General features: G+C 69.8%; 19 protein-coding genes and 1 pseudogene. 9 read left to right on the forward strand and 11 right to left on the reverse strand.

Going from position 1 to position 18,542, the window contains the following annotated elements:
* Positions 1–27: 27 nt before the first annotated feature.
* On the reverse strand, positions 28–1,062 hold the full coding sequence (locus H5J26_RS01115; protein ID WP_309237731.1) for a hypothetical protein: 1,035 nt from the start codon (positions 1,060–1,062) through the stop codon (positions 28–30).
* Between the two features lie 199 nt (positions 1,063–1,261).
* On the opposite strand from H5J26_RS01115, the gene H5J26_RS01120 reads away from it, so the two are divergent.
* From H5J26_RS01120 to H5J26_RS01130, 3 genes are all read left to right on the forward strand, one after another.
* Positions 1,262–2,647 (forward strand): aminotransferase class I/II-fold pyridoxal phosphate-dependent enzyme, encoded by a 1,386-nt coding sequence (locus H5J26_RS01120; RefSeq protein WP_181763724.1) that lies wholly within the window; start codon positions 1,262–1,264, stop codon positions 2,645–2,647.
* A 181-nt stretch (positions 2,648–2,828) separates the two neighbouring features.
* Complete coding sequence (locus H5J26_RS01125) at positions 2,829–3,692, forward strand: DUF4097 family beta strand repeat-containing protein (protein ID WP_181763725.1); 864 nt, start codon at positions 2,829–2,831, stop codon at positions 3,690–3,692.
* 1 nt (position 3,693) lies between these two features.
* Positions 3,694–4,692 (forward strand): PadR family transcriptional regulator, encoded by a 999-nt coding sequence (locus H5J26_RS01130; protein WP_181763726.1) that lies wholly within the window; start codon positions 3,694–3,696, stop codon positions 4,690–4,692.
* Positions 4,693–4,713: 21 nt separating this feature from the next.
* On the opposite strand, the gene H5J26_RS01135 is transcribed toward H5J26_RS01130, so the two are convergent.
* Positions 4,714–5,259, reverse strand: a complete 546-nt coding sequence (locus H5J26_RS01135; RefSeq protein ID WP_181763793.1) for a Uma2 family endonuclease — start codon at positions 5,257–5,259, stop codon at positions 4,714–4,716.
* Positions 5,260–5,555: 296 nt separating this feature from the next.
* Here H5J26_RS01135 and H5J26_RS01140 point away from each other — a divergent pair.
* Positions 5,556–5,896, forward strand: a pseudogene (locus tag H5J26_RS01140) (DUF6624 domain-containing protein); the annotation flags it as partial.
* Positions 5,897–5,939: 43 nt separating this feature from the next.
* Here H5J26_RS01140 and H5J26_RS01145 read toward each other — a convergent pair.
* The 4 genes from H5J26_RS01145 to H5J26_RS01160 form a co-directional block, all read right to left on the reverse strand.
* On the reverse strand, positions 5,940–6,902 hold the full coding sequence (locus tag H5J26_RS01145; RefSeq protein WP_181763727.1) for a zinc-binding dehydrogenase: 963 nt from the start codon (positions 6,900–6,902) through the stop codon (positions 5,940–5,942).
* 207 nt (positions 6,903–7,109) lie between these two features.
* Positions 7,110–7,862, reverse strand: a complete 753-nt coding sequence (locus H5J26_RS01150) for an amino acid ABC transporter ATP-binding protein (protein WP_181763794.1) — start codon at positions 7,860–7,862, stop codon at positions 7,110–7,112.
* A gap of 11 nt (positions 7,863–7,873) precedes the next feature.
* On the reverse strand, positions 7,874–8,821 hold the full coding sequence (locus H5J26_RS01155) for an amino acid ABC transporter permease (protein ID WP_181763728.1): 948 nt from the start codon (positions 8,819–8,821) through the stop codon (positions 7,874–7,876).
* Positions 8,822–8,870: 49 nt separating this feature from the next.
* Entirely contained in the window at positions 8,871–9,827 is a 957-nt protein-coding gene (locus H5J26_RS01160) for an ABC transporter substrate-binding protein (protein ID WP_181763729.1), read from the reverse strand.
* Between the two features lie 614 nt (positions 9,828–10,441).
* On the opposite strand from H5J26_RS01160, the gene H5J26_RS01165 reads away from it, so the two are divergent.
* A complete protein-coding gene (locus H5J26_RS01165) occupies positions 10,442–11,638 on the forward strand; it encodes an NAD(P)-dependent malic enzyme (protein WP_181763730.1) in 1,197 nt (398 codons plus the stop codon).
* Between the two features lie 61 nt (positions 11,639–11,699).
* Here H5J26_RS01165 and H5J26_RS01170 read toward each other — a convergent pair whose 3' ends face one another.
* The gene (locus tag H5J26_RS01170) at positions 11,700–12,518 is read right to left on the reverse strand and encodes a class I SAM-dependent methyltransferase (RefSeq protein WP_309237733.1); all 819 of its coding nucleotides are present in this window, start codon (positions 12,516–12,518) and stop codon (positions 11,700–11,702) included.
* A gap of 86 nt (positions 12,519–12,604) precedes the next feature.
* Between H5J26_RS01170 and H5J26_RS01175 the strand changes: the two genes are divergently transcribed.
* Positions 12,605–13,249, forward strand: coding sequence for a CGNR zinc finger domain-containing protein (locus H5J26_RS01175; protein ID WP_181763732.1), 645 nt, complete (start codon positions 12,605–12,607; stop codon positions 13,247–13,249).
* Here the strand turns inward: H5J26_RS01175 and sodX are convergent.
* Positions 13,138–13,614: a nickel-type superoxide dismutase maturation protease gene (sodX, locus tag H5J26_RS01180; RefSeq protein WP_181763733.1), complete on the reverse strand. Its 477-nt coding sequence runs from the start codon at positions 13,612–13,614 to the stop codon at positions 13,138–13,140. The two genes, H5J26_RS01175 and sodX, sit on opposite strands and share 112 nt — an antisense overlap.
* Before the next feature lie 153 nt (positions 13,615–13,767).
* Between sodX and sodN the strand changes: the two genes are divergently transcribed.
* Positions 13,768–14,163, forward strand: coding sequence for a superoxide dismutase, Ni (gene sodN / locus H5J26_RS01185; RefSeq protein WP_181763734.1), 396 nt, complete (start codon positions 13,768–13,770; stop codon positions 14,161–14,163).
* A gap of 212 nt (positions 14,164–14,375) precedes the next feature.
* On the opposite strand, the gene H5J26_RS01190 is transcribed toward sodN, so the two are convergent.
* Complete coding sequence (locus H5J26_RS01190; RefSeq protein ID WP_181763735.1) at positions 14,376–15,530, reverse strand: methyltransferase; 1,155 nt, start codon at positions 15,528–15,530, stop codon at positions 14,376–14,378.
* Between the two features lie 9 nt (positions 15,531–15,539).
* Positions 15,540–16,361 carry an EamA family transporter gene (locus H5J26_RS01195; RefSeq protein WP_181763795.1) on the reverse strand — a complete coding sequence of 274 codons (822 nt, stop codon included), beginning with the start codon at positions 16,359–16,361 and terminating at the stop codon, positions 15,540–15,542.
* A 189-nt stretch (positions 16,362–16,550) separates the two neighbouring features.
* Here H5J26_RS01195 and H5J26_RS01200 point away from each other — a divergent pair, with 189 nt between their 5' ends.
* Both H5J26_RS01200 and H5J26_RS01205 read left to right on the forward strand, forming a co-directional pair.
* The gene (locus H5J26_RS01200) at positions 16,551–17,459 is read left to right on the forward strand and encodes a LysR family transcriptional regulator (protein WP_181763736.1); all 909 of its coding nucleotides are present in this window, start codon (positions 16,551–16,553) and stop codon (positions 17,457–17,459) included.
* An 86-nt stretch (positions 17,460–17,545) separates the two neighbouring features.
* Complete coding sequence (locus H5J26_RS01205; RefSeq protein ID WP_181763737.1) at positions 17,546–17,782, forward strand: hypothetical protein; 237 nt, start codon at positions 17,546–17,548, stop codon at positions 17,780–17,782.
* A 156-nt stretch (positions 17,783–17,938) separates the two neighbouring features.
* Here the strand turns inward: H5J26_RS01205 and H5J26_RS01210 are convergent, their stop codons facing one another.
* On the reverse strand, positions 17,939–18,469 hold the full coding sequence (locus tag H5J26_RS01210) for an NUDIX hydrolase (protein WP_181763738.1): 531 nt from the start codon (positions 18,467–18,469) through the stop codon (positions 17,939–17,941).
* Positions 18,470–18,542 lie beyond the last annotated feature (73 nt).

The following is an 18,542-nucleotide window of genomic DNA, read 5'->3' on the forward strand; positions in this document are numbered from 1 at the left end:
CGTGCAACTCCGTACTCGGGTGCTGCCCTAGCGGGGCGCGGGCAGGGGCTGGGGCTGGGGACGGGAACCGGACCGGGCGCTCGGCGCGGTAGCGCTGCCGGGCTCGGTGAGGGCGGGGTCGGGGAAGAGAACGCCGGGGTCGACCGGCTCGGGCAAGATGCCCTGTTCGTAGAGCTCGGTGCAGAAGCTTTCGATCATCGCGGCGTTGCGGGCGGTGCCGTACGGCATCCAGTCGTCGCCGAACAGCCGCGCCGATTCGGTGAGTTCGCGCAGCAGCCAGGGCGTCGTGTCGGCGAGATGCCGGCGCCGCCTCACCCAGTGAAGCTTCGACTCCTCCAGTGCGGTGAGCACCAGACCGGGCAACTCCGGTGCGGCGTCCACGACTTCACGGCGCAGCGTGACGAGGTGGATGCCGGGGACGAAGCCGTGCTCCTGCCAGTACGCGCGCTCCGCGGTGGCGTGGTCGGTGAGCAGATGACGGAAGCGGCTGTCGCTGGTGAAGAGTTCGGGCGGCATGAAGGGGGTGAGGACGGCGTCGAGCCGTCCCGCTCCCAGCTCCTCCACCAGTGAGGTGTCCTCGGTCAGAGCCGAGACGTTCGGCGGCAGGGGGCGGCTGCCGAGGCGGTCCTTGCCGCTCTCGCCGGCCGTCAGCGGGCCCACCCGCCAGTCCACGCCTGACAGTTCGACTCCTTCGGCGCGCAGCAGCGCCCGCGTCCAGGTGTTGCCGGAGTCGGGCCAGCCGGTCAGCCCGACGCGGGCACCGGCCAGTTCGGCCAGTGCGGTGCGGGGGCTGTCGGAGCGGACGAGCACGCAGCGGTGCCGGAAGCCGCGCATAACGAAGGCGGGCAGGCCCACGAGGCGGTCGTCGCCTGCGGCGCGGGCCTGTACGTAGCGGCTGAACGACGTCTCGCCGCCGTCGAGTCCGGGCTCGCCGAGCACGTCGGGTGTCGTCTCCCGCGAGTCGATGCGCAGGGTGAGGCCGGGCACGTCCACAGAGCCGGCCGCCAGCGGAACGAGGTGGTCCCAGTCGCGCAGTGCGAGGCGGAGGGCGGGACGGGACACGTGGTGCTCCTTGCTGCCGTGCATGGCGGGTTTTGCCGGTACTTGCCGTGTAGGACTCATAAGTCCCTGCACGAAGTGGAGGCTATTGTTCAGTCATCGAGTCGCACAAGACTCTTTTTGTTACCGAACACAGCCTTCTCCGACGGTGATGCGGCGACTACGCTGCGGGCGGCGAGGGACCGAGACGAGGAGCGGTGTGATGGCCGGCAGCAGCGCTTTCCGTACGGAGCAGGCGGGGCCCTCGGCGGAGGAGCTGTCCCGCCGGCTGCCGGAGCCCAGCGCACGCGGCATAGCGGCGGCCATGACCGACCTCATCCGCAGTGGCGAACTCGCCCCGGGCGCTTCCCTTCCCACCGTGCGCGCGCTGGCCTCCGTGCTGGGCATCAGCCCCGGAACAGTCGCGGAGGCGTGGGCGGCGCTGCGAAAGCACCGCATGATCACCACACTCGGCCGCCGCGGCAGCATGGTCAGCGGACCCCCGACCATCGCCCACCCCGTCCGCTTCGAGCGTCTCGGCGACTTCGGCGACCGGCTCACGCAGGATCTGGCGATCGCGGCACCCGACCCGGCGCTGCTGCCCCCGCTGGAAGAGGCCCTGCTCGCCGGGGTACGCACACCCCGGCTCAACGACTACTCACGGACGGCCATCACCCCGGCGCTGCTCGAAGCGGTGCGCGGCACCTGGCCGTTCACGCCCGAGGCATGGCTCGCGGTCGGCGGCGGCTTCGAGGGCGTGCATCTGCTGTGCCAGGCGCTGCTGGTGCCCGGGGACCGGGTCGCGGTCGAAGAACCAACCGCCGTAAGGCTGTTGGACATCCTCGACGCACTCGAGGTCCGCACCGTGCCCGTCGCGTGCGACGACGACGGGCCACTGCCCGAGTCGCTGGCCGAAGCGCTGACGGCGCGCCCCGCGATGTTCCTGCTGCAGCCGCGCGCGCAGACACCGTGCGGATGGTCGCTCAGCGAGGAGCGGGCCGCCGCGCTCGCCACCACGCTGGAGGGCGCCCCGAACGTCGCCGTCGTGGAGGACGACGGCATCGGCCCTCTTGCCGCACTGCCGGCGCGCAGCATCGGCACACACCTCCCGGACCGCACCGTCGTGGTGCGCTCCTACTCCAAGACCTACGGGCCCGATCTGCGTCTCGCGGTGCTGGGCGGGCCGCAGGCCATCGTCGAGAAGGCCCGCGTCCTGCGCACGTACGGCACCGGCTGGACCAGCCGCATCCTTCAGGACGCCCTCGCGCACCTGCTCACCGACTCCGCCACCGGCGCGTTCGTTCAGGACGCCACCCGGCACTACCGGCTTCGCCGCACCGGCCTGGCAGCCCGGCTCGCCACGCAGCACGGCATCGAGACCCGCAACGAGGACGGGCTCTCCCTGTGGATTCCCGTCGCCGACGAGACCTCGGCTCTCGTCACACTCGCCGCACGCGGCACCGCCGCCTCCCCCGGCAGCCATTTCGCCACCTCGCCGCACCCTCCGCACATCCGCGTCGCCACCACGCGACTGTCCGAGGAAGCGGCCGAATTGGACAAGCTGGCAAAGCTCGTCGCTCTTGCGGCACGTACCGACCGGACTCTCTGAGCCGGCCCAAGACAGCACGGCCCTGCCCGGGAAGGGTTGCCGGTCGTTCTCCGGCGTGCGGCTCAGGAAGCAGGGGTGGCCTGTCAGTCGGAGCCCAGCGCTTGCCTCTCGCACCACACACGACATATCGTGTTCTCCCACGGACGCGATATGTCGTCGTACGCCTATCCGGGAGGCCGCCGTGCCCGCCGAAAGCTCGTGGCAGATCTCCGAGGCTCGGACCCTCGAGTTCGACGCCCCTCTCGACACGCTGCACGTGCGCGTCGTCAACGGCACGGTCAACGTCGTCGGCACCGCCGAGCCGGGCGCCCGCGTCGAGATCACCGACGTGCAGGGGCCCCCGCTGACGGTGACGCGGGAAGGCGGGTCGCTGGTCGTCGCCTACGAGGACGTGCCCTGGAAGGGCTTCCTGAAGTGGCTCGACCGCAAGGGCTGGAACCGGCACGTGGTCGTCTCGGTCTCGGTCCCCGCACAGGTGCAGCTCTCGGTCGGCGTCGTCGGGGCGAACGCGTTCGTCTCCGGAATGACCGGCCGCACGGACGTACGCGGCGTCAGCGGAGACACGACCCTCGTCGGACTCACGGGCCAGGTACGGGCCGACACCGTCTCCGGCAACATCGAGACGCAAGGCCTGACCGGCAGGCTCAGCTTCAACTCGGTCTCCGGTGACCTGACCGTCATCGACGGCAGCGGTTCGGCGGTCCGGGCCGACTCCGTCAGCGGAGACATGATCCTCGATCTGGGTACGGACGGCACCACCGACGAGATGGACGTCGCCCTGGGCACCGTCTCCGGCGCGGTGGCCGTCCGGTTCCCGTACCCCGCGCACGCCAAGGTGGAGGCCAACAGCGCGGGCGGCGCCGTCAGCAGCGCGTTCGAGGAGCTGAAGGCAGTAGGGCAGTGGGGTGCGAAGAAGGTGTCGGGTGTGCTGGGCGACGGAAGCGGCCGGGTGAAGGCCAACAGCGTCTCCGGCTCGATCGCTCTTCTGCGCCGCCCCGCCGCCCCGTTCGACGACGAAGCCCCCCTCTTCAGCAAGGACGTGTGACATGCCTCCCGTCTTCGCCCACGGCCGCCTCCGCCTCTACCTGCTCAAGCTGCTGGACGAGGCGCCGCGGCACGGCTATGAGGTGATCCGGCTGCTGGAGGAACGCTTCCAGGGCCTGTATGCACCCTCCGCCGGCACCGTCTACCCGCGGCTGGCGAAGCTGGAGGCCGAGGGCCTGGTCAGCCACACCACCGAGGCAGGCGGCCGCAAGGTCTACGCGATCACCGACGCAGGCCGACGTGAACTCGCCGAGCGTCAGGACGAGTTGGCCGAGCTGGAGCTGGAGATCAGCGCATCGCTGACCGCACTCGCCGCCGACATCCGCGAGGACGTCAGCGGCTCCGCCCGCGACCTGCGACGCGAGATGCGCGAACAGGCCGAGCGCAGCCGTACGGGCGGCGGCGGTGCGTCGGGGAACGGCTGGGGCGACAAGGAGGCCTGGCGGGCGGCGAAGGAGGAGATGAGGCGGGCCAAGGAGGAGTGGAAGGAACAGGCCCGCCGTGCCAAGCGGGAGACCCAGCAGGCGAAGCGCCAGGCCAAGGAGGCCGAGGCGCGGGCGGCGGCCGTCGAGGAGGTCCAGCGCATCGCCCGGCAGGTGCAGGACCAGGTCCAGTCACGGGCGAAGTCGGGTGACTGGCCGGGCGCGGTCCGCGAAGGCATGTCCGAACTCGCCCGCGAGATGGGGAACTTGGGCCGCATCACCGCCCAGAGCACGCCGTGGTTCCCGTACGCGAAGCAGCAGGAGCAGGCCGCGGACGAGGGCGCCCCGGAGCCGGCGCGCCCCGACTGGGGGAAGGAGAGCGGCACTTCGAGCGACGATCCGGGACGGGACCTGGAGCGGCTGCTGGACCACTTCCGCGACGACGTACGGGACGCGGCGCGCGATCACGGCGTGGACGAGGAGCAGTTGAGCGAGGCCCGACGTCATCTGTCCACCGCGGCGGCCCACTTGGTGGCCCTTCTCGGCGACCCGGAACGCTACGGAGACCTCAAGGACTGACCACCCGGGGCACCGGGGACGTCAGAACTCCGCGGTGTCCAGCTCGAATCCAAGAGGCTCCGGAAGGGCGATCTTCTTGGAGATCTTCGCCTCGGTGCTGCGGGTGTACGCACCGTCGGACGGCTCGGAGTACACGACGACCTCGCCCTCCTCGCGGTCGATCAGCAGATAGCAGGGGATCCCGGCGCGGGCGTACCCCCGCAGTTTCGGCCCCCGGTCCAACCGGCCGGTGGATCGGGACGTCACCTCACCGACGAGCATCACGGGGGCGGGGTCGTGGTACTCGGCGTCGCCCCCGAAGCTTCCCTTCGGGGCGATGACCAGGTCGGGGACGACCTTCCCGGTGGATGAAGCGTCCGGAACGAAGAGCCCGACCCCCGTGTACGTACGCAAGCCTGGCTCATTTCGGCGCTCCGTCACCTGGTCCGAGACCTCCGACACGATCTCTTCGTGCTCGCCGTTCGCCGGTGGCACCACGTGGATCTCTGCCTCGATCAACTCCACGCGCCACCCCTCAGGGGCTGCCGCGCTCAGTGCTTCGAAGGCGTTCTCCACCGACGGCCTCATGCTGTCGTCGGTCACCACGTGTGCTCTCGCTCGGGTGCTGCCATGGTCACGCCGACCTCCTTCGTCACTGAGCGACGATTCCAGAGGAACCAGCGGAGCGTGGGCTCAGCAGCGGATGCTCATCCCATCGCGGCACAAATGACGTTTCTGCACCTCACAGCCTGCTTGCATGTGCTGCTGACTGTTGCACCCTCTTGCACAGGCACAGCATCCATTCTCCCCGCGCAGGGAGTCTGCGTCACCGTCCGCCAGAATGATCTTCGTCCACTTGCGGCCGCTCCGGCGTGGTCACCGCGACCACTCCGGCGGTCGGCGAGGACGCGTCACGCGCAGCGTGGCTGATCGCCCAGCACGCGGACCGCCAACTCGACGTGCAGCGGCAAGCGTTGGCGCTGCTGGAGGAGGCCGTGGAAGCAGGCGGGGCGAGGGCGACTCGCTCGCGTCCCTGCGCGACCGCACGTACGTCAACGAGGGCCGCGAGCAGCCGTACGGCACTCAGATCGCCGGTGTACGGGACGGCGCCCCCGTGCCGTGGCCGTACACGGAATCGGGGCGGCTCGACGAGCGCCGCGCGAAGGTCGGCATCGAGCCCTTCGCCGCCTGGACCGCACGGCACGCGCCGCCCGCCACCGGCTGAACCCGGCATACGGACCTGCTCGTCACCCGGCGTACGGACCTGCTCAGACGGTCAGCACGACCTTGCCGAAGAGCTCGCCCTCCGCCATCTTCGCGAAGCCCTCGCGCGCGCGGTCGAGCGGCAGCGTGGAGTCGATGACCGGACGGACGCCCTTGGCGGCGCAGAAGCTCAGCAGCGAGGCCAGCTCCTCCTTGCTGCCCATCGTGGACCCGACGATCTTCAGCTCCAGGAAGAAGACGCGGTTGAGCTCGGCGGCGGGCGGATTCGGGCCGCTCGTCGCACCGGAGATGACGACGGTACCGCCGGGCTTGAGCGACTTCAGGGAGTGCGACCAGGTGGCGGCGCCCACCGTCTCCAGCACCGCGTCGACACGCGTGGGCAGCTTGGCGCCGGTCTCCACGGCGGCCTCGGCACCCAGTTCCACGGCCCGCTTGCGCTTGTCCTCGTGCCGGCTGGTGGCGAACACCCGCAGCCCGGCCGCTGCGCCCAGCACGATGGCCGCAGTCGCCACGCCGCCGCCGGCGCCCTGGACCAGGACGCTGTCGCCGGGACGTACGCCCGCGTTGGTGAAGAGCATGCGGTACGCGGTCAGCCAGGCCGTCGGCATGCAGGCGGCCTCTTCGAAGCTGAGCTCCTTCGGCTTGGGGAGCACGTTCCACTGGGGGACGGCGACCCGCTCGGCGAAGGCGCCCTGGTACTTCTCCGTGAGAAGGGACCTGCGTTCCTTCGCGCCGACTCCGTGGCCGGTCGCGCCGATGACCGAATGGACGACGACGTCGTTGCCGTCGGCGTCGACGCCCGCGGCGTCGCAGCCGAGGATCATCGGCAGCGACTCCTCGCCGAGGCCGATGCCCCGCAGCGACCACAGGTCGTGGTGGTTGAGCGACGCCGCCTTGACGTCGACGGTCGTCCATCCGTCCGGAACCGTCGGCTCCGGGCGGTCGCCCAACTCGAGTCCGTCGAGCGGCTGGTCCTTGTCGATGCGCGCGGCGTATGCAGCAAACATGATCCAGACGCTACTCCCGAGAAGCGATGACCAGCCAGCCCCCGCCCCGCGATAGCGACAGATGTCACGGACGTGAGCGGACGCGGGACGGAGCCCGGAAGAACCCGATGCGGCCCGGTCCGCGCTCAGCGAGCGCGGACCGGGCCGCAATTGGGAAGTCTGCCCCGTGCGGTCGGTCCGGCGCCGCCGGATCCACCGCCGCGGGTGTCAGAGCACCTTGGAGAGGAAGGACTTCGTCCGCTCGTGCTGCGGGTTGGTCAGCACGTCACGCGGGTGTCCGGACTCGACGACGACGCCGTCGTCCATGAAGACGAGCGAGTCGCCGACCTCGCGGGCGAAGCCCATCTCGTGCGTGACGACGATCATCGTCATGCCGTCCTCGGCGAGGTCGCGCATGACGTCGAGCACCTCACCGACCAGCTCCGGGTCGAGCGCGGAGGTCGGCTCGTCGAAGAGCATCAGCTTCGGCTCCATCGCCAGTGCCCTGGCGATGGCGACTCGCTGCTGCTGCCCGCCGGAGAGCTGCGAGGGGTAGCTGTCGGTCTTGTCGCCGAGTCCGACGCGGTCGAGCATGGCCCGCGCTCGTTCCCGTGCCTTCGCCTTGCTCACGCCCTTCACCAGCACCGGCGCCTCCATCACGTTCTCCACCGCGGTCATGTGCGGGAAGAGATTGAAGCGCTGGAAGACCATGCCGATGTCGCGGCGCTGGGCTGCCACTTCGCGGTCACGCAGCTCGTAGAGCTTGTTGCCGTGCTCCCGGTAGCCGACCAGGGTGCCGTCGACGTACAGACGTCCGGCGTTGATCTTCTCCAGGTGGTTGATGCACCGCAGGAAGGTCGACTTGCCGGAGCCGGACGGCCCGACGATGCAGAACACCTCCTGCGGGGCCACCTCGAGGTTGATGCCCTTGAGCACCTCCAGCGGACCGAAGGACTTGTGTACGGCTTCCGCCTTCACCATTGCGTTCATACTTACCGCCCCGCTCCCGATCCCGTACCGCGGCTGAAGGTGAACACCAGCTGCCGCGCCCGCTGCCACGGGGTCGCGGGCAACTGCCGGGACGAACCGCGTGCGTAGTGACGCTCCAGATAGAACTGCCCGATGCTGAAGATCGTCGTGATGACGAGGAACCAGAGGGTGGCGACGAAGAGCATCTCCACCACGGCACTGGAGGTGTTGCCGATGTTCTGCGCCTTGCGCAGCACCTCCTCGTACTGCACGACCGAACAGAGCGCGGAGGTCTTGAGCAGGTTGATGAACTCGTTGCCGGTCGGCGGCACGATCACGCGCATCGCCTGCGGCAGCACGATCCGGCGCATGTTCTGCCCGTTGGTCATGCCCAGCGCCTGCGACGCCTCGGTCTGACCCTCGTCGACGGACTGGATGCCCGCCCGGCAGATCTCCGCCATGTACGCGGCCTCGTTGAGGCCGAGGCCGAGCAGCGCCGCGACGAACGGAGTCATGACGTCCGTCATCTCGTCCTTGTAGATCGGCCCCAGGTTCAGCACGGGGAAGATCAGCGCCAGGTTGAACCACAGCAGCAGCTGTACGTAGACGGGCGTGCCGCGGAAGAACCAGATGTAGCCCCAGGCCACCGAGGAGGTGACCGGGTTCTTCGACATCCGCATCACGGCCAGGACGATGCCGAGCACCAGGCCCATCAGCATGGACAGCACGCTGACCACGAGGGTGTTCTTGACGCCCTCCATGATCTGGTCGTCGAAGAAGAAGTCGCCGACCGAGCCCCAGGTCAGGTCCGCCACCGCGAAGGCGTTGACGATGAGGCCGAGCAGCGCGAGGACGATCACGGCGGACACGTAGCGGCCGTAGTGCCGCACGGGTATCGCCTTGATCGCCTCGGGCGCCCTGTCGGTCGGAGACGGCGCGTCTCCGGCCGTCTTGTCGAGAGGAGCGGTCATGGGTGTTGCCTTTCAGCGTCTACAACGTCGGTTCGGTGGCCGTGAAGGCTCAGGAACCGCTGTTGATCTTCGCCTCGGAGACCCCGCCGTCCTCGACGCCCCACTTCTTGAGCGCCTTCTCGTACGATCCGTCCTCGATGATCTTCGCGAGGGCTTCCTTGAGCGCGCCGCTCAGCTTGTCGTTGCCCTTGGAGACGGCCATTCCGTAAGGAGCCGACTCCATCTGCTCGCCGACGACCTCGAAGTCGTCGCCGCTCTTGGCCGCGTTGGCGGCGACCGGGAAGTCGGAGACGTCGGCGACGACGCCGCCCGCCTTCAGCCGCACCCGCGCCTCGTCGTCGTTGTCGAAGGCCTCGATGGTGATGGGCCGCTTGCGGTCCTTCTTGCACTTGTCGATCTGCGTCTTGAGGATCTCGTGCGAGGTGGTGCCGCGCTGCGTGGCGACCTTCTTGCCGCACATCTGGTCGACGGTCTCGATCTTCTCCGGGTTGCCCTTCTGGACGAGGATCGAGGAGCCGGCGGTCAGGTAGTCGACGAAGTCGACGCCCTTGCCGACCTTCTTACCCTTGTCGTCCAGGCCCTCCTGCCGGTCCTTGGTGTCCGTCATCGAGGACATGATCATGTCGAAGCGGCCGGTCTGCATCGAGGTGATCAGGCCGTCGAAGGTGCCGTTGGTGAACTCGAAGCGCACACCGAGCTGTTCGCCCATCGCGTTGGCGAGGTCGGGGTCGAGGCCGACGATGTCCTGCCCGTCCTTGTACTCCATCGGCTTGTACGCGGCGTCGGTGCCGACCTTGATGACGCCCTCGTCCTGGATCTTCTTCGGCAGCTTGTCGAAGAGAGGTGCCTTGCTGCCCTGCGTCTTGGAGGGACCGTCGGCGGAGCCCGTCTGGTCGCCGCATCCGGTCAGCAGAAGCGCACCGGTGACCGCGACGGCAACGGGCGCGGCTATCCGGATACGCCTGGTGCGCGCAACGGCCGGGCGTCGGGTGGAGCGTGCGGTCATTGCGGGGTCCTCCTGCGGATGAGGGGCGGCCGGTCGGGCACGCACCTGCGGATGTCGACCGCGTGGGGAGCGGCTGATGGATGGGGAAATCCTGCCATCCGCAGGGGCGCTAACAGAGGGCGTGGGAGTCAAAATCGGATAACGGAGCCGACAATCCGAATACAGGGCGCTCACTGTTCGCGTACAAGATGTCGCGTTCTGTCGGAGCGAGATCTTCACCACATGGGTGGTCCAGTTCTCGCGAAGTCCGTCCATCAACGGGCTTGTTGTGGTCGAGGAATGCTTGACATCCCGCCACCTTCCGGCCGTTCTGTCAGTTAATGTCCGATTGCTGGCTCCTGACGTACGGGAAGCGGGTCGTAACCGAAGGGCCTTGTCAGGTAGAAAGGTCGATTACACCCCTCACCCGGGGACCAGGGCGCGTGTGCGGCGCGCCCGGCGTTCGTCTCCTCCTGGGCACCGACTGCCCGCGAGGACCCACGGGCCCCTCGCGGCCCTGGGATCACCGCCTGGCGGCGGCCAACCGCCAACCAGGCCGCGGACGTGGTTGCCCGCCCGTTCCTCAACCAGGGAGCGGCCACCCTCACAAAGATTCGACAAAGGGGTTCGACAAAGTGGCAGCGGAGATCGTCAATCCAAAAGACGGCCTGGACGAGGACGTCATCGATCCGGCCTTCGCCCTTCACCGCGGCGGCAAGATGGCCGTGCAGGCGACGGTTCCGGTGCGTAACGCCGAAGAGTTGTCTCTCGCCTACACGCCGGGCGTCGCCAAGATCTGCAGCGCCATCGCACGCCAGCCGGAGCTGGTCGACGACTACACCTGGAAGTCCCAGGTCGTGGCTGTCGTCACCGACGGCAGCGCCGTTCTGGGGCTGGGCGACATCGGGGCGGAGGCTTCCCTCCCGGTGATGGAGGGCAAGTCCATTCTCTTCAAGCAGTTCGGCGGCGTGGACGCGTTCCCCGTGGCGCTCGACTGCCGCGACGCGGACGAGATCGTCGAGACCGTGGTGCGTCTCGCGCCGTCCTTCGGAGGCGTGAACCTGGAGGACATCGCAGCGCCCCGGTGCTTCGAGATCGAGGCGAAGCTCAAGGAGCGCCTGGACGTTCCGGTCTTCCACGACGACCAGCACGGCACGGCCATCGTCACCCTCGCGGCGCTCCGCAACGCCGCCCGGCTGACGGGGCGTCCGCTCGCCGACCTGCGTACGGTCATCTCCGGCGCGGGCGCCGCGGGTATCGCCATCGCCAAGATCCTCGTGGAGGCGGGCGTCAGCGACATCGTCGTCACCGACCGCAAGGGCATCGTCTCCGCCGACCGCGAGGATCTGACGTCGGTCAAGCGTGAGTTGACCGGGTTCACCAACAAGGCGGGGCGCACCGGCTCCCTGGAGACCGCCATGGACGGCGCCGACGTCTTCATCGGCGTCAGCGGCGGCACCGTGCCGGAGTCCGCCGTGGCGAAGCTCGCCCCGGACTCGTTCGTCTTCGCCATGGCCAACCCGACTCCGGAGATCCACCCGGACATCGCCCGCAAGTACGCGGCAGTCGTGGCCACGGGCCGCAGCGACTACCCGAACCAGATCAACAACGTGCTCGCCTTCCCCGGCGTCTTCGCGGGCGCTCTCCAGGTGCGCGCGACCGACATCACCGAGGGCATGAAGCTCGCGGCGGCCGAGGCCCTGGCGGCCGTGGTCTCCGACGAGTTGAGCGCGGCATGCGTCATCCCCTCGCCCTTCGACGAGAGGGTGGCCCCCGCGGTGACGGCGGCGGTCGCCGCCGCGGCACGCGCGGAAGGCATCGCGCGCCGCTGAGCAGCAGTCGAGGGCGGTACGGGCCGGAAGGCCCGTACCGCCCTCTTCCGTGTCCAGGCGCTCACCTCAGGCCGAGCACCATCGCGTCCTCGGGCGAGCACCACACAGGCCGTGCCTCCGCGAAGCCGGCCGCGCGCAGCGCTTCTGCGTGCCAGCCGGCGGACTGCACCTCACCGTCGGAGTGGTCGCCGTTCAGCGGGTTGCCGAAGATGCGGAAGCGCTCGGCCACGACGTCCGCCAGCGTCGCGTCGTCCGCCATCTCGCTCCACCACTCGACCCAGTCCTGCGACCCGGCGGACTTCTCCCGCTGGCGCCGGGCCCGGTCGAAGTCGTGCACGGCTTCGTTGATGCGCGGCGTGGAGGCATCCGGCATGTGATCGGCGTTCATGAAGACGCCGCCTTCACGCAGCACGCCCGCGAGTTGCCCGTACAGCGCGCTCAACTGCTCGGTGCGCAGCCAGTGCAGTGCTGTCGCCGTCAGGACGGCGTCGTAGGAGCGGTGCGGCAGCTTGTCCACCCAGTTCGCGTCGCTGATGTCGGCGGTGACGAACTCGACGCGGCTGTCGGCGGCGAAGTGCCCGCGCGCGATCGTGAGGAGGGCGGGGTCGAGGTCGACCCCGGTGGAGCGCGCCGCGGGGAAGCGCCGCAGCAGCCGGTCGGAGATGCTGCCGGTGCCGCAGGCGAGGTCGAGCACTGCGGGCCCGCCCTGCCCCTCCGTACCGGACGGGCCGTGCGGACCGGTCAGTGCCTCGACCATGTCCAGCATCACGCGGAAGCGCTCCTCGCGGTCGGGGAGGTACCACTCCTGCTGCCGGTCCCAACTGTCCTGCCACGCCTGCCAGTCCGCGTGACCGGCGGCTGTGTCCGCGTACGTCGCCACGACCCCTCCTTGGTGTAATACCCTCTGAGCAAGCTCAGCCATTACTGACCGATGCTGACGATAGAGCAGCCACGTAAGGATCACAAGTGGAACTCAACTATTACTCCGACATGGCGGTGCGCCTGGTCAACACCGAGGAGCCGGAGCGCGGCGAGGACACCCTGACGTCGGTCGAATCCGTACGGGAGCTGTGCGGCGCCAACCAGCAGATGGCCCGGCGCGCCACGGAGAGCGACGTGCCGCGGCTGCGCGGCGTACGGACGCGGCTGCGCGCCGTCTTCAGCGCCGCGTCGGAGGGCGAGGAGACACGTGCGGTGGACCTTCTCAACTCACTGCTGATGGAGTTCCCGACCAGTCCGCAGATCAGCGGCCACGGCGATCTCGACCAGGACGGACGCCCGCGCTGGCACATGCACCTGGCCGAACACCCGGTGACGACGGCCGCCGGCTACACGGCCACCGCCTGCATGGGCCTCGCCTTCCACCTCACGGACCTCGGCGTGGAGCGGCTCGGCATCTGCCAGGCGACGCCCTGCCGCATGGCCTACCTGGACACCTCCACGAACCGCTCCCGCCGCTACTGCTCGGACCGCTGCGCGACCCGCGCCAACGTCGCCGCCTACCGCGCCCGCAAGCGCCGGGAGAGCGAGGAGGAGCGCAGCGGCCGTACGGCCACCAGCGGACGCACCGCCGAGACAGCCCAGCGCACCACGGGCCAGAAGGAGCGCTGAAGCCCCCGCGGCGAACGCAGCCGCACCCACGCGCGCGCGACCACCAGATCGTCCGGCACGGTGCCGAACTCCCGACTGTCATTGCGCACATGCGGATTGTCACCGACCACCCACCAGCCACCCGAACGGCGCTCCACCGCCCGTTTGACGATGAGCAGATCGTGCTGGAAGGGATGACGCAGCACCACGACCGCCCCGGGGCGCACGCCCGGGCCGTACTTGAGCACCAGACGGTCGCCCGGCCGCAGCGTGGGCAGCATGGACGGGTTGTAGACCTCGGCGAGCCCGATCTGCTTCAGCAGTCCGGCAGCGCCGCCGCTCTCCCGGCCCGTCCCGTCCCCCGGATTCCGCGCCCGCTCAGGCATCTGTGCGCCTCACCTCGTCCCGGCCTCGTCCCTGGGTTGCCTCTTCACTCAACACTGGACTTTTGTCCTGAGCCCATGGGGGCACACGCGAAAAGGCCTCCCCTACGGAGTAATCTCACAGGTGAGAAGACGATCACGAGGAAGGACGGCTTTATGCTTTCCCGTCTGTTCGCCCCCAAGGTCCAGGTCAGCGCCCACTGCGACCTGCCCTGCGGTGTCTATGACCCTGCCCAGGCCCGCATCGAGGCGGAGTCGGTCAAGGCCATCCAGGAGAAGTACCAGTCCAACGACGACCCGCACTACCGCGCCCGCTGCACCACGATCAAGGAGGAGCGGGCCGAGCTCGCCAAGCACCACGTCTCGGTGCTGTGGAGCGACTACTTCAAGCCCCCGCACTTCGAGAAGTACCCGGAGCTGCACCAGCTGGTCAACGAGACCCTCAAGTCGCTCTCCACGGCGAAGGGCTCGACCGACCCGGCGACGGGGCAGAAGGCCCTGGACTACATCGCCCAGATCGACAAGATCTTCTGGGAGACCAAGAAGGGCTGACCGTCACGGTCTTCGCCTGACCGCAGCCCAGGCTGCGGAGTTGCACGGTCCGCACCCCGGCCCGCGCGGCTGCCGGTTCCGGCAGTCACTGCGGGCCGGGGTGCGTTCTGTTTCGGCACCGGGGGACGCCCCGCGGCCCGCGCGTCGACGTACCGGCCCGGTCGGAGTGCGCCGCTGCTTGCGGCGTGCGTCCACGCACTGGAGGCGAATCTCTAGCTCGCGCGCCTCAGGCGCCACAGCGAGGTGACCTCCGCACTGCGCGCCGCGTGCAGCGGATCGGCCGTGTCCGCCGAGCGAGGGTGGTGGGGACGCGTGTCCTCCCGGCCGGCCACGAGGAGTCCGGCCGCTTCGATCCAGCCCAGCAGTTCGTCGCGGGTGCGCAGTTGGAGGTGCTCGGCGAGGTCGGAGAGGATCAGCCAGCCTTCGCCGTCCGGTACGAGGCGCTCGGCGAGTCCGGCGAGGAAGCCGCGCAGCATGCGGCTGCCGGGATCGTAGACGGCGTGCTCGAGGGGCGAGGTCGGCTTGGCGGGAAGCCAGGGCGGATTGCAGACGACGAGCGAGGCTCGCTCGTCCCCGGGCGGGAAGAGATCGGCCTCGACGACCGTCACCTTCTCCGAGAGTCCCAGCCGGCCGAGGTTCCCGCGGGCGCAGGCCAGCGCACGCGGGTCCTGATCCGTCGCGACGACCCGGCCCACTCCCCGCCGGGCCAGCACGGCGCTGAGCACGCCCGTCCCGGTCCCGATGTCGAACGCCGGGCCCTCAGCGGGCAGTTCAGCCCGCGCCACGAGGTCGACGTACTCCCCGCGCACCGGTGAGAAGACTCCGTACGCCGGATGCACCCGGTCACCGTCCAGCGCCGGTACGGGCACTCCCCGGACCCGCCACTCGTGCGCGCCGACGACGCCGAGCAGTTCGCGCAGCGGGACGACGGAGCCAGTACCGGGTTCCGGCGGGCCGTACGCCTCCTGGCACGCCTCCCGTACGTCGGGGGCTCTGCGCAGCGGTACGGTCCAACCCTCGTCGCCGGGACCGGAGTCCAGCGGCACCAGCAGCATGCCGAGCACCCGTGCGCGGCGGGACTGCGCCTGCCGGTGGAGGTGGAAGTCCTCATACGGACTCGCCCCCGGCTTGGGCGCCTTGCGGTCCACTCTGCGGCGCAACGCGGACAGCATCTGCCTCGCGCCGTGATAGTCGCCGCGCCAGAGCAGCGCGGTGCCCTCGCAGGCCAGTTTGTAGGCGGCGTCCGCCGTCGTCCGGTCGTCCACCGCACGTACGGGCCGCGGTGGCTTCGTTCCGCTCTCCGACCGCCACAGCGCCGACCGTTCAACCTCGTCCTCGGTCCAGCCGACCGACTGCCGCTCGTTCACCGGCCCAGCCTATGGCGCCTTACGGGTGGGCGGCGTTCGCACGGCACCCATGCTGGCGAGGACGACCAGGGCGATCGCGACCAGTTCGAGCGGGTGCAGGTGCTGTCCGAGCACGAGGAAGCCGGCCATCGTCGCCGCCACCGGCATCAGGCTCATCAGCAGCGCGAACGTGGCCGCGGGCAGCCGGCGCAACGCGAAGAGCTCCAGCGTGTACGGGAGTCCGGAGGACAGCACGGCCACCGCCGCGCCCAGCCCCAGCGTCACCGGGTCCAGCAGGGCGCCTCCCGCGCTGGCCACGCCGAGCGGCGCGCTGAGCAGCGCCGCGAGCCCCATGGCCAGGGCGAGCCCGTCGGCCTTCGGAAAGCGGGCGCCCGTACGGGAGTTGAAGATGATGTAGGCGACCCACATCGCACCCGCAGCGAGAGCGAAGGCGACACCCGCGAAGTTGAGACGGTCGAAGCCGCTGCTGCCCAGCAGATACACCCCCGCCAACGCCAGCGCCGCCCACAGCAGGCTGAGCACCCGGCGTGACCCGACGACGGAGAGGACGAGCGGACCGAGCAGTTCGAGCGTGACGGCCGCGCCCAGCGGGATCCTGTCGATGGCCTGGTAGAAGAGCGTGTTCATGGTGCCGAGGGCGACGCCGAGTCCGGTCACCGCGGCCCAGTCGGCGGACGAATGCCCCTTCAGGCGGGGCCTGCACACGGCGAGCATGATCAGCGCGGAGAAGACCAGCCTGAGCGCGACGACACCCAGCGCGCCCGCGCGAGGGAAGAGCGTGGCGGCGACGGCCGAACCGAACTGCAAGGACATGGCACTGCCGATGACCATCCCCACGGCGGCCCCCCGTCCGTCGGCTCCGCGAGGTCCGCGGGAGGCGGAGGACCGCGGTGCGGCAGCGGCCGCACCGGATGCCGCGGCGGCGCGGGCGGGATGTTCACCAGAGGTCATGGACACACGCTAGAACCGCGGACGGCCGGCTGTGAAATGCCTCTTCGCCAGCGGCTATGCTCCGTGCGCATGACCGTCGAACTGCGTCACCTGCGTGCCTTCCTCGCCATCGCGGAAGCAGGCAGCGTGACGTCCGCGGCCGCGGTGCTCCGGATCAGCCAGCCCGCCCTCTCCCGCACCCTGCGACAGCTCGAACAGCACCTGGGCGTGCGGCTGGTGGACCGTACGACGCACCACCTGGAGCTGACGACGGACGGGCGCAGGTTCCGCGAGAAGGCCGCCGTGGCGGTGGCCGCCGTCAACGAGGCGCTCGACCCCGCGCGGCTGCACCCCTGGCCCCTGCGGCTGGGCCACGCCTGGTCCGCCTTCGGGCGGCACACCACGCCCCTGCTGCGGCGCTGGAAGGAGACCTTTCCGGAGACCCCGCTGGAGCTGCTTCGGGTGGACGACCGTACGGGCGGACTGCTGAGCGGCAAGGTCGATGTCGCCCTCGTACGGGCGCAGATGGTCCCGCAGGACGCCGAGGGCCTGCTGGGCGAGTGGCTCTGCAACGAATCGCGTGTGGCGGCGGTGCCGGCCGACAGCGAACTCGCCCGGAAAGAGGGCGCGTTGACCCTGGAGGACCTGTCCCGCCACCCGATCGCGCTGAACACGGTCTCGGGTCTGACCACGCTCGACCTGTGGCCGGAGGAGATCCGTCCCGATGCATCCGCGACGGTGCGCGTCGCCAACACCGACGACTGGCTGGGCGCCATCGCGGCCGGCAGCGCGGTGGGCACCTCCACCTCGGCCACAGCCGAGATGCACCCCCATCCCGGTGTCGTCTACCGGCCGTTGGCGGGAACGGAGGACGTGCCGCTGATGCTCTTCTGGCGCGAGACGCCCATGGGTTCCGGAAGGCCCGGGCACCCGGCCGTCCCCCAACTGGTCGAACTGGCGCTGGACGTGCTGGCCGAGGATGCGCGGGGAACGGGCTGATCACGGCATACGTTGGAGAAGCGGGGCAGTCAGTGCCCCGGTACTCGGGTACGTCCGCACGGCGACGCACGCAACGGGAGGCAGACATGGCGGGTTTCCTCGACAAGGCCAAGGAGCAGGCACAGCGCGGGCTGGCGCAGGGCAAGGAGAAGGTGGAAGAGGTCCAGGCTCAGCGCGCGGGCAGCGACCTGCTGCGCAAGCTCGGGGCCGCCTACTACGCGGAGCAGCGCGGCAGCGGCTCCCCCGCCCAGGTGCAGCAGGCTCTGTCCGCGCTCGAGCAGCACATCGCGCAGCACGGGGACAGCTTCCTGCGCAACCCCTGACGGTGCGGGCGGGCAGCCCCGCCCACGGTCACGCTCGCTCACCGGCCCCGGCCCGCTCTCACGGGCCGGGGCTTGTGTGTACTGCGGAGTGCCCGGACGAGGTCCGGCCGTACGGGCCTGCACTTGCCGGCCCGTACGGTCACGGTCCCCTCCGGACTACCCGAACCGCAGCCGGTACAGCATCAGCAGCGCCGCCGCCGTGTTCGCCGCGGGGACCTCGCCCTGTGCGATCAGCTCCGGCGTCTCCTTGAGCGGAACCCACTCCCGCTTGTCCGACTCGAAGTCGTCCTCCGGGTGGCCGACGTAGGTGGCACCGTCCGACCAGTAGATGTGGTGCCGCGCGTCGATGAGCCCGTTGGCGGGCTCGACCGTCATCAGATGCCGCAGCGGTCCGGGCTTCCAGCCCGTCTCCTCCAGCATCTCGCGGGCCGCTCCTTCGGCGAGGTCCTCGCCCTCCTCCACGACTCCCGCGGCCAGCTCCCATCCCCAGCTGTCGGTGATGAACCGGTGCCGCCAGAGCATCAGCACTTCGTTGCGCTCGTTGACGGCTGTGGCCATCGCCACCGGCCGCAGCCGGATCAGGTAGTGATCCAGATGACGGCCGTCCGGGAGTAGCACGTCCGCGAGATTGACCCGTAACCACTGGTTCTCGTACACAGTGTGTTCACCCAGGTTCTTCCATCGCACGTATGTGCCCCCTTCCTGACGGAGGTTGGGCACATCCCAGCACGCTGCGGCGTCCCTCTGACAGAGGCACCAC

It is taken from the genome of Streptomyces albidus (ex Kaewkla and Franco 2022), from assembly GCF_013870515.1.
Taxonomy (GTDB): Bacteria; Actinomycetota; Actinomycetes; order Streptomycetales; family Streptomycetaceae; genus Streptomyces; species Streptomyces albidus.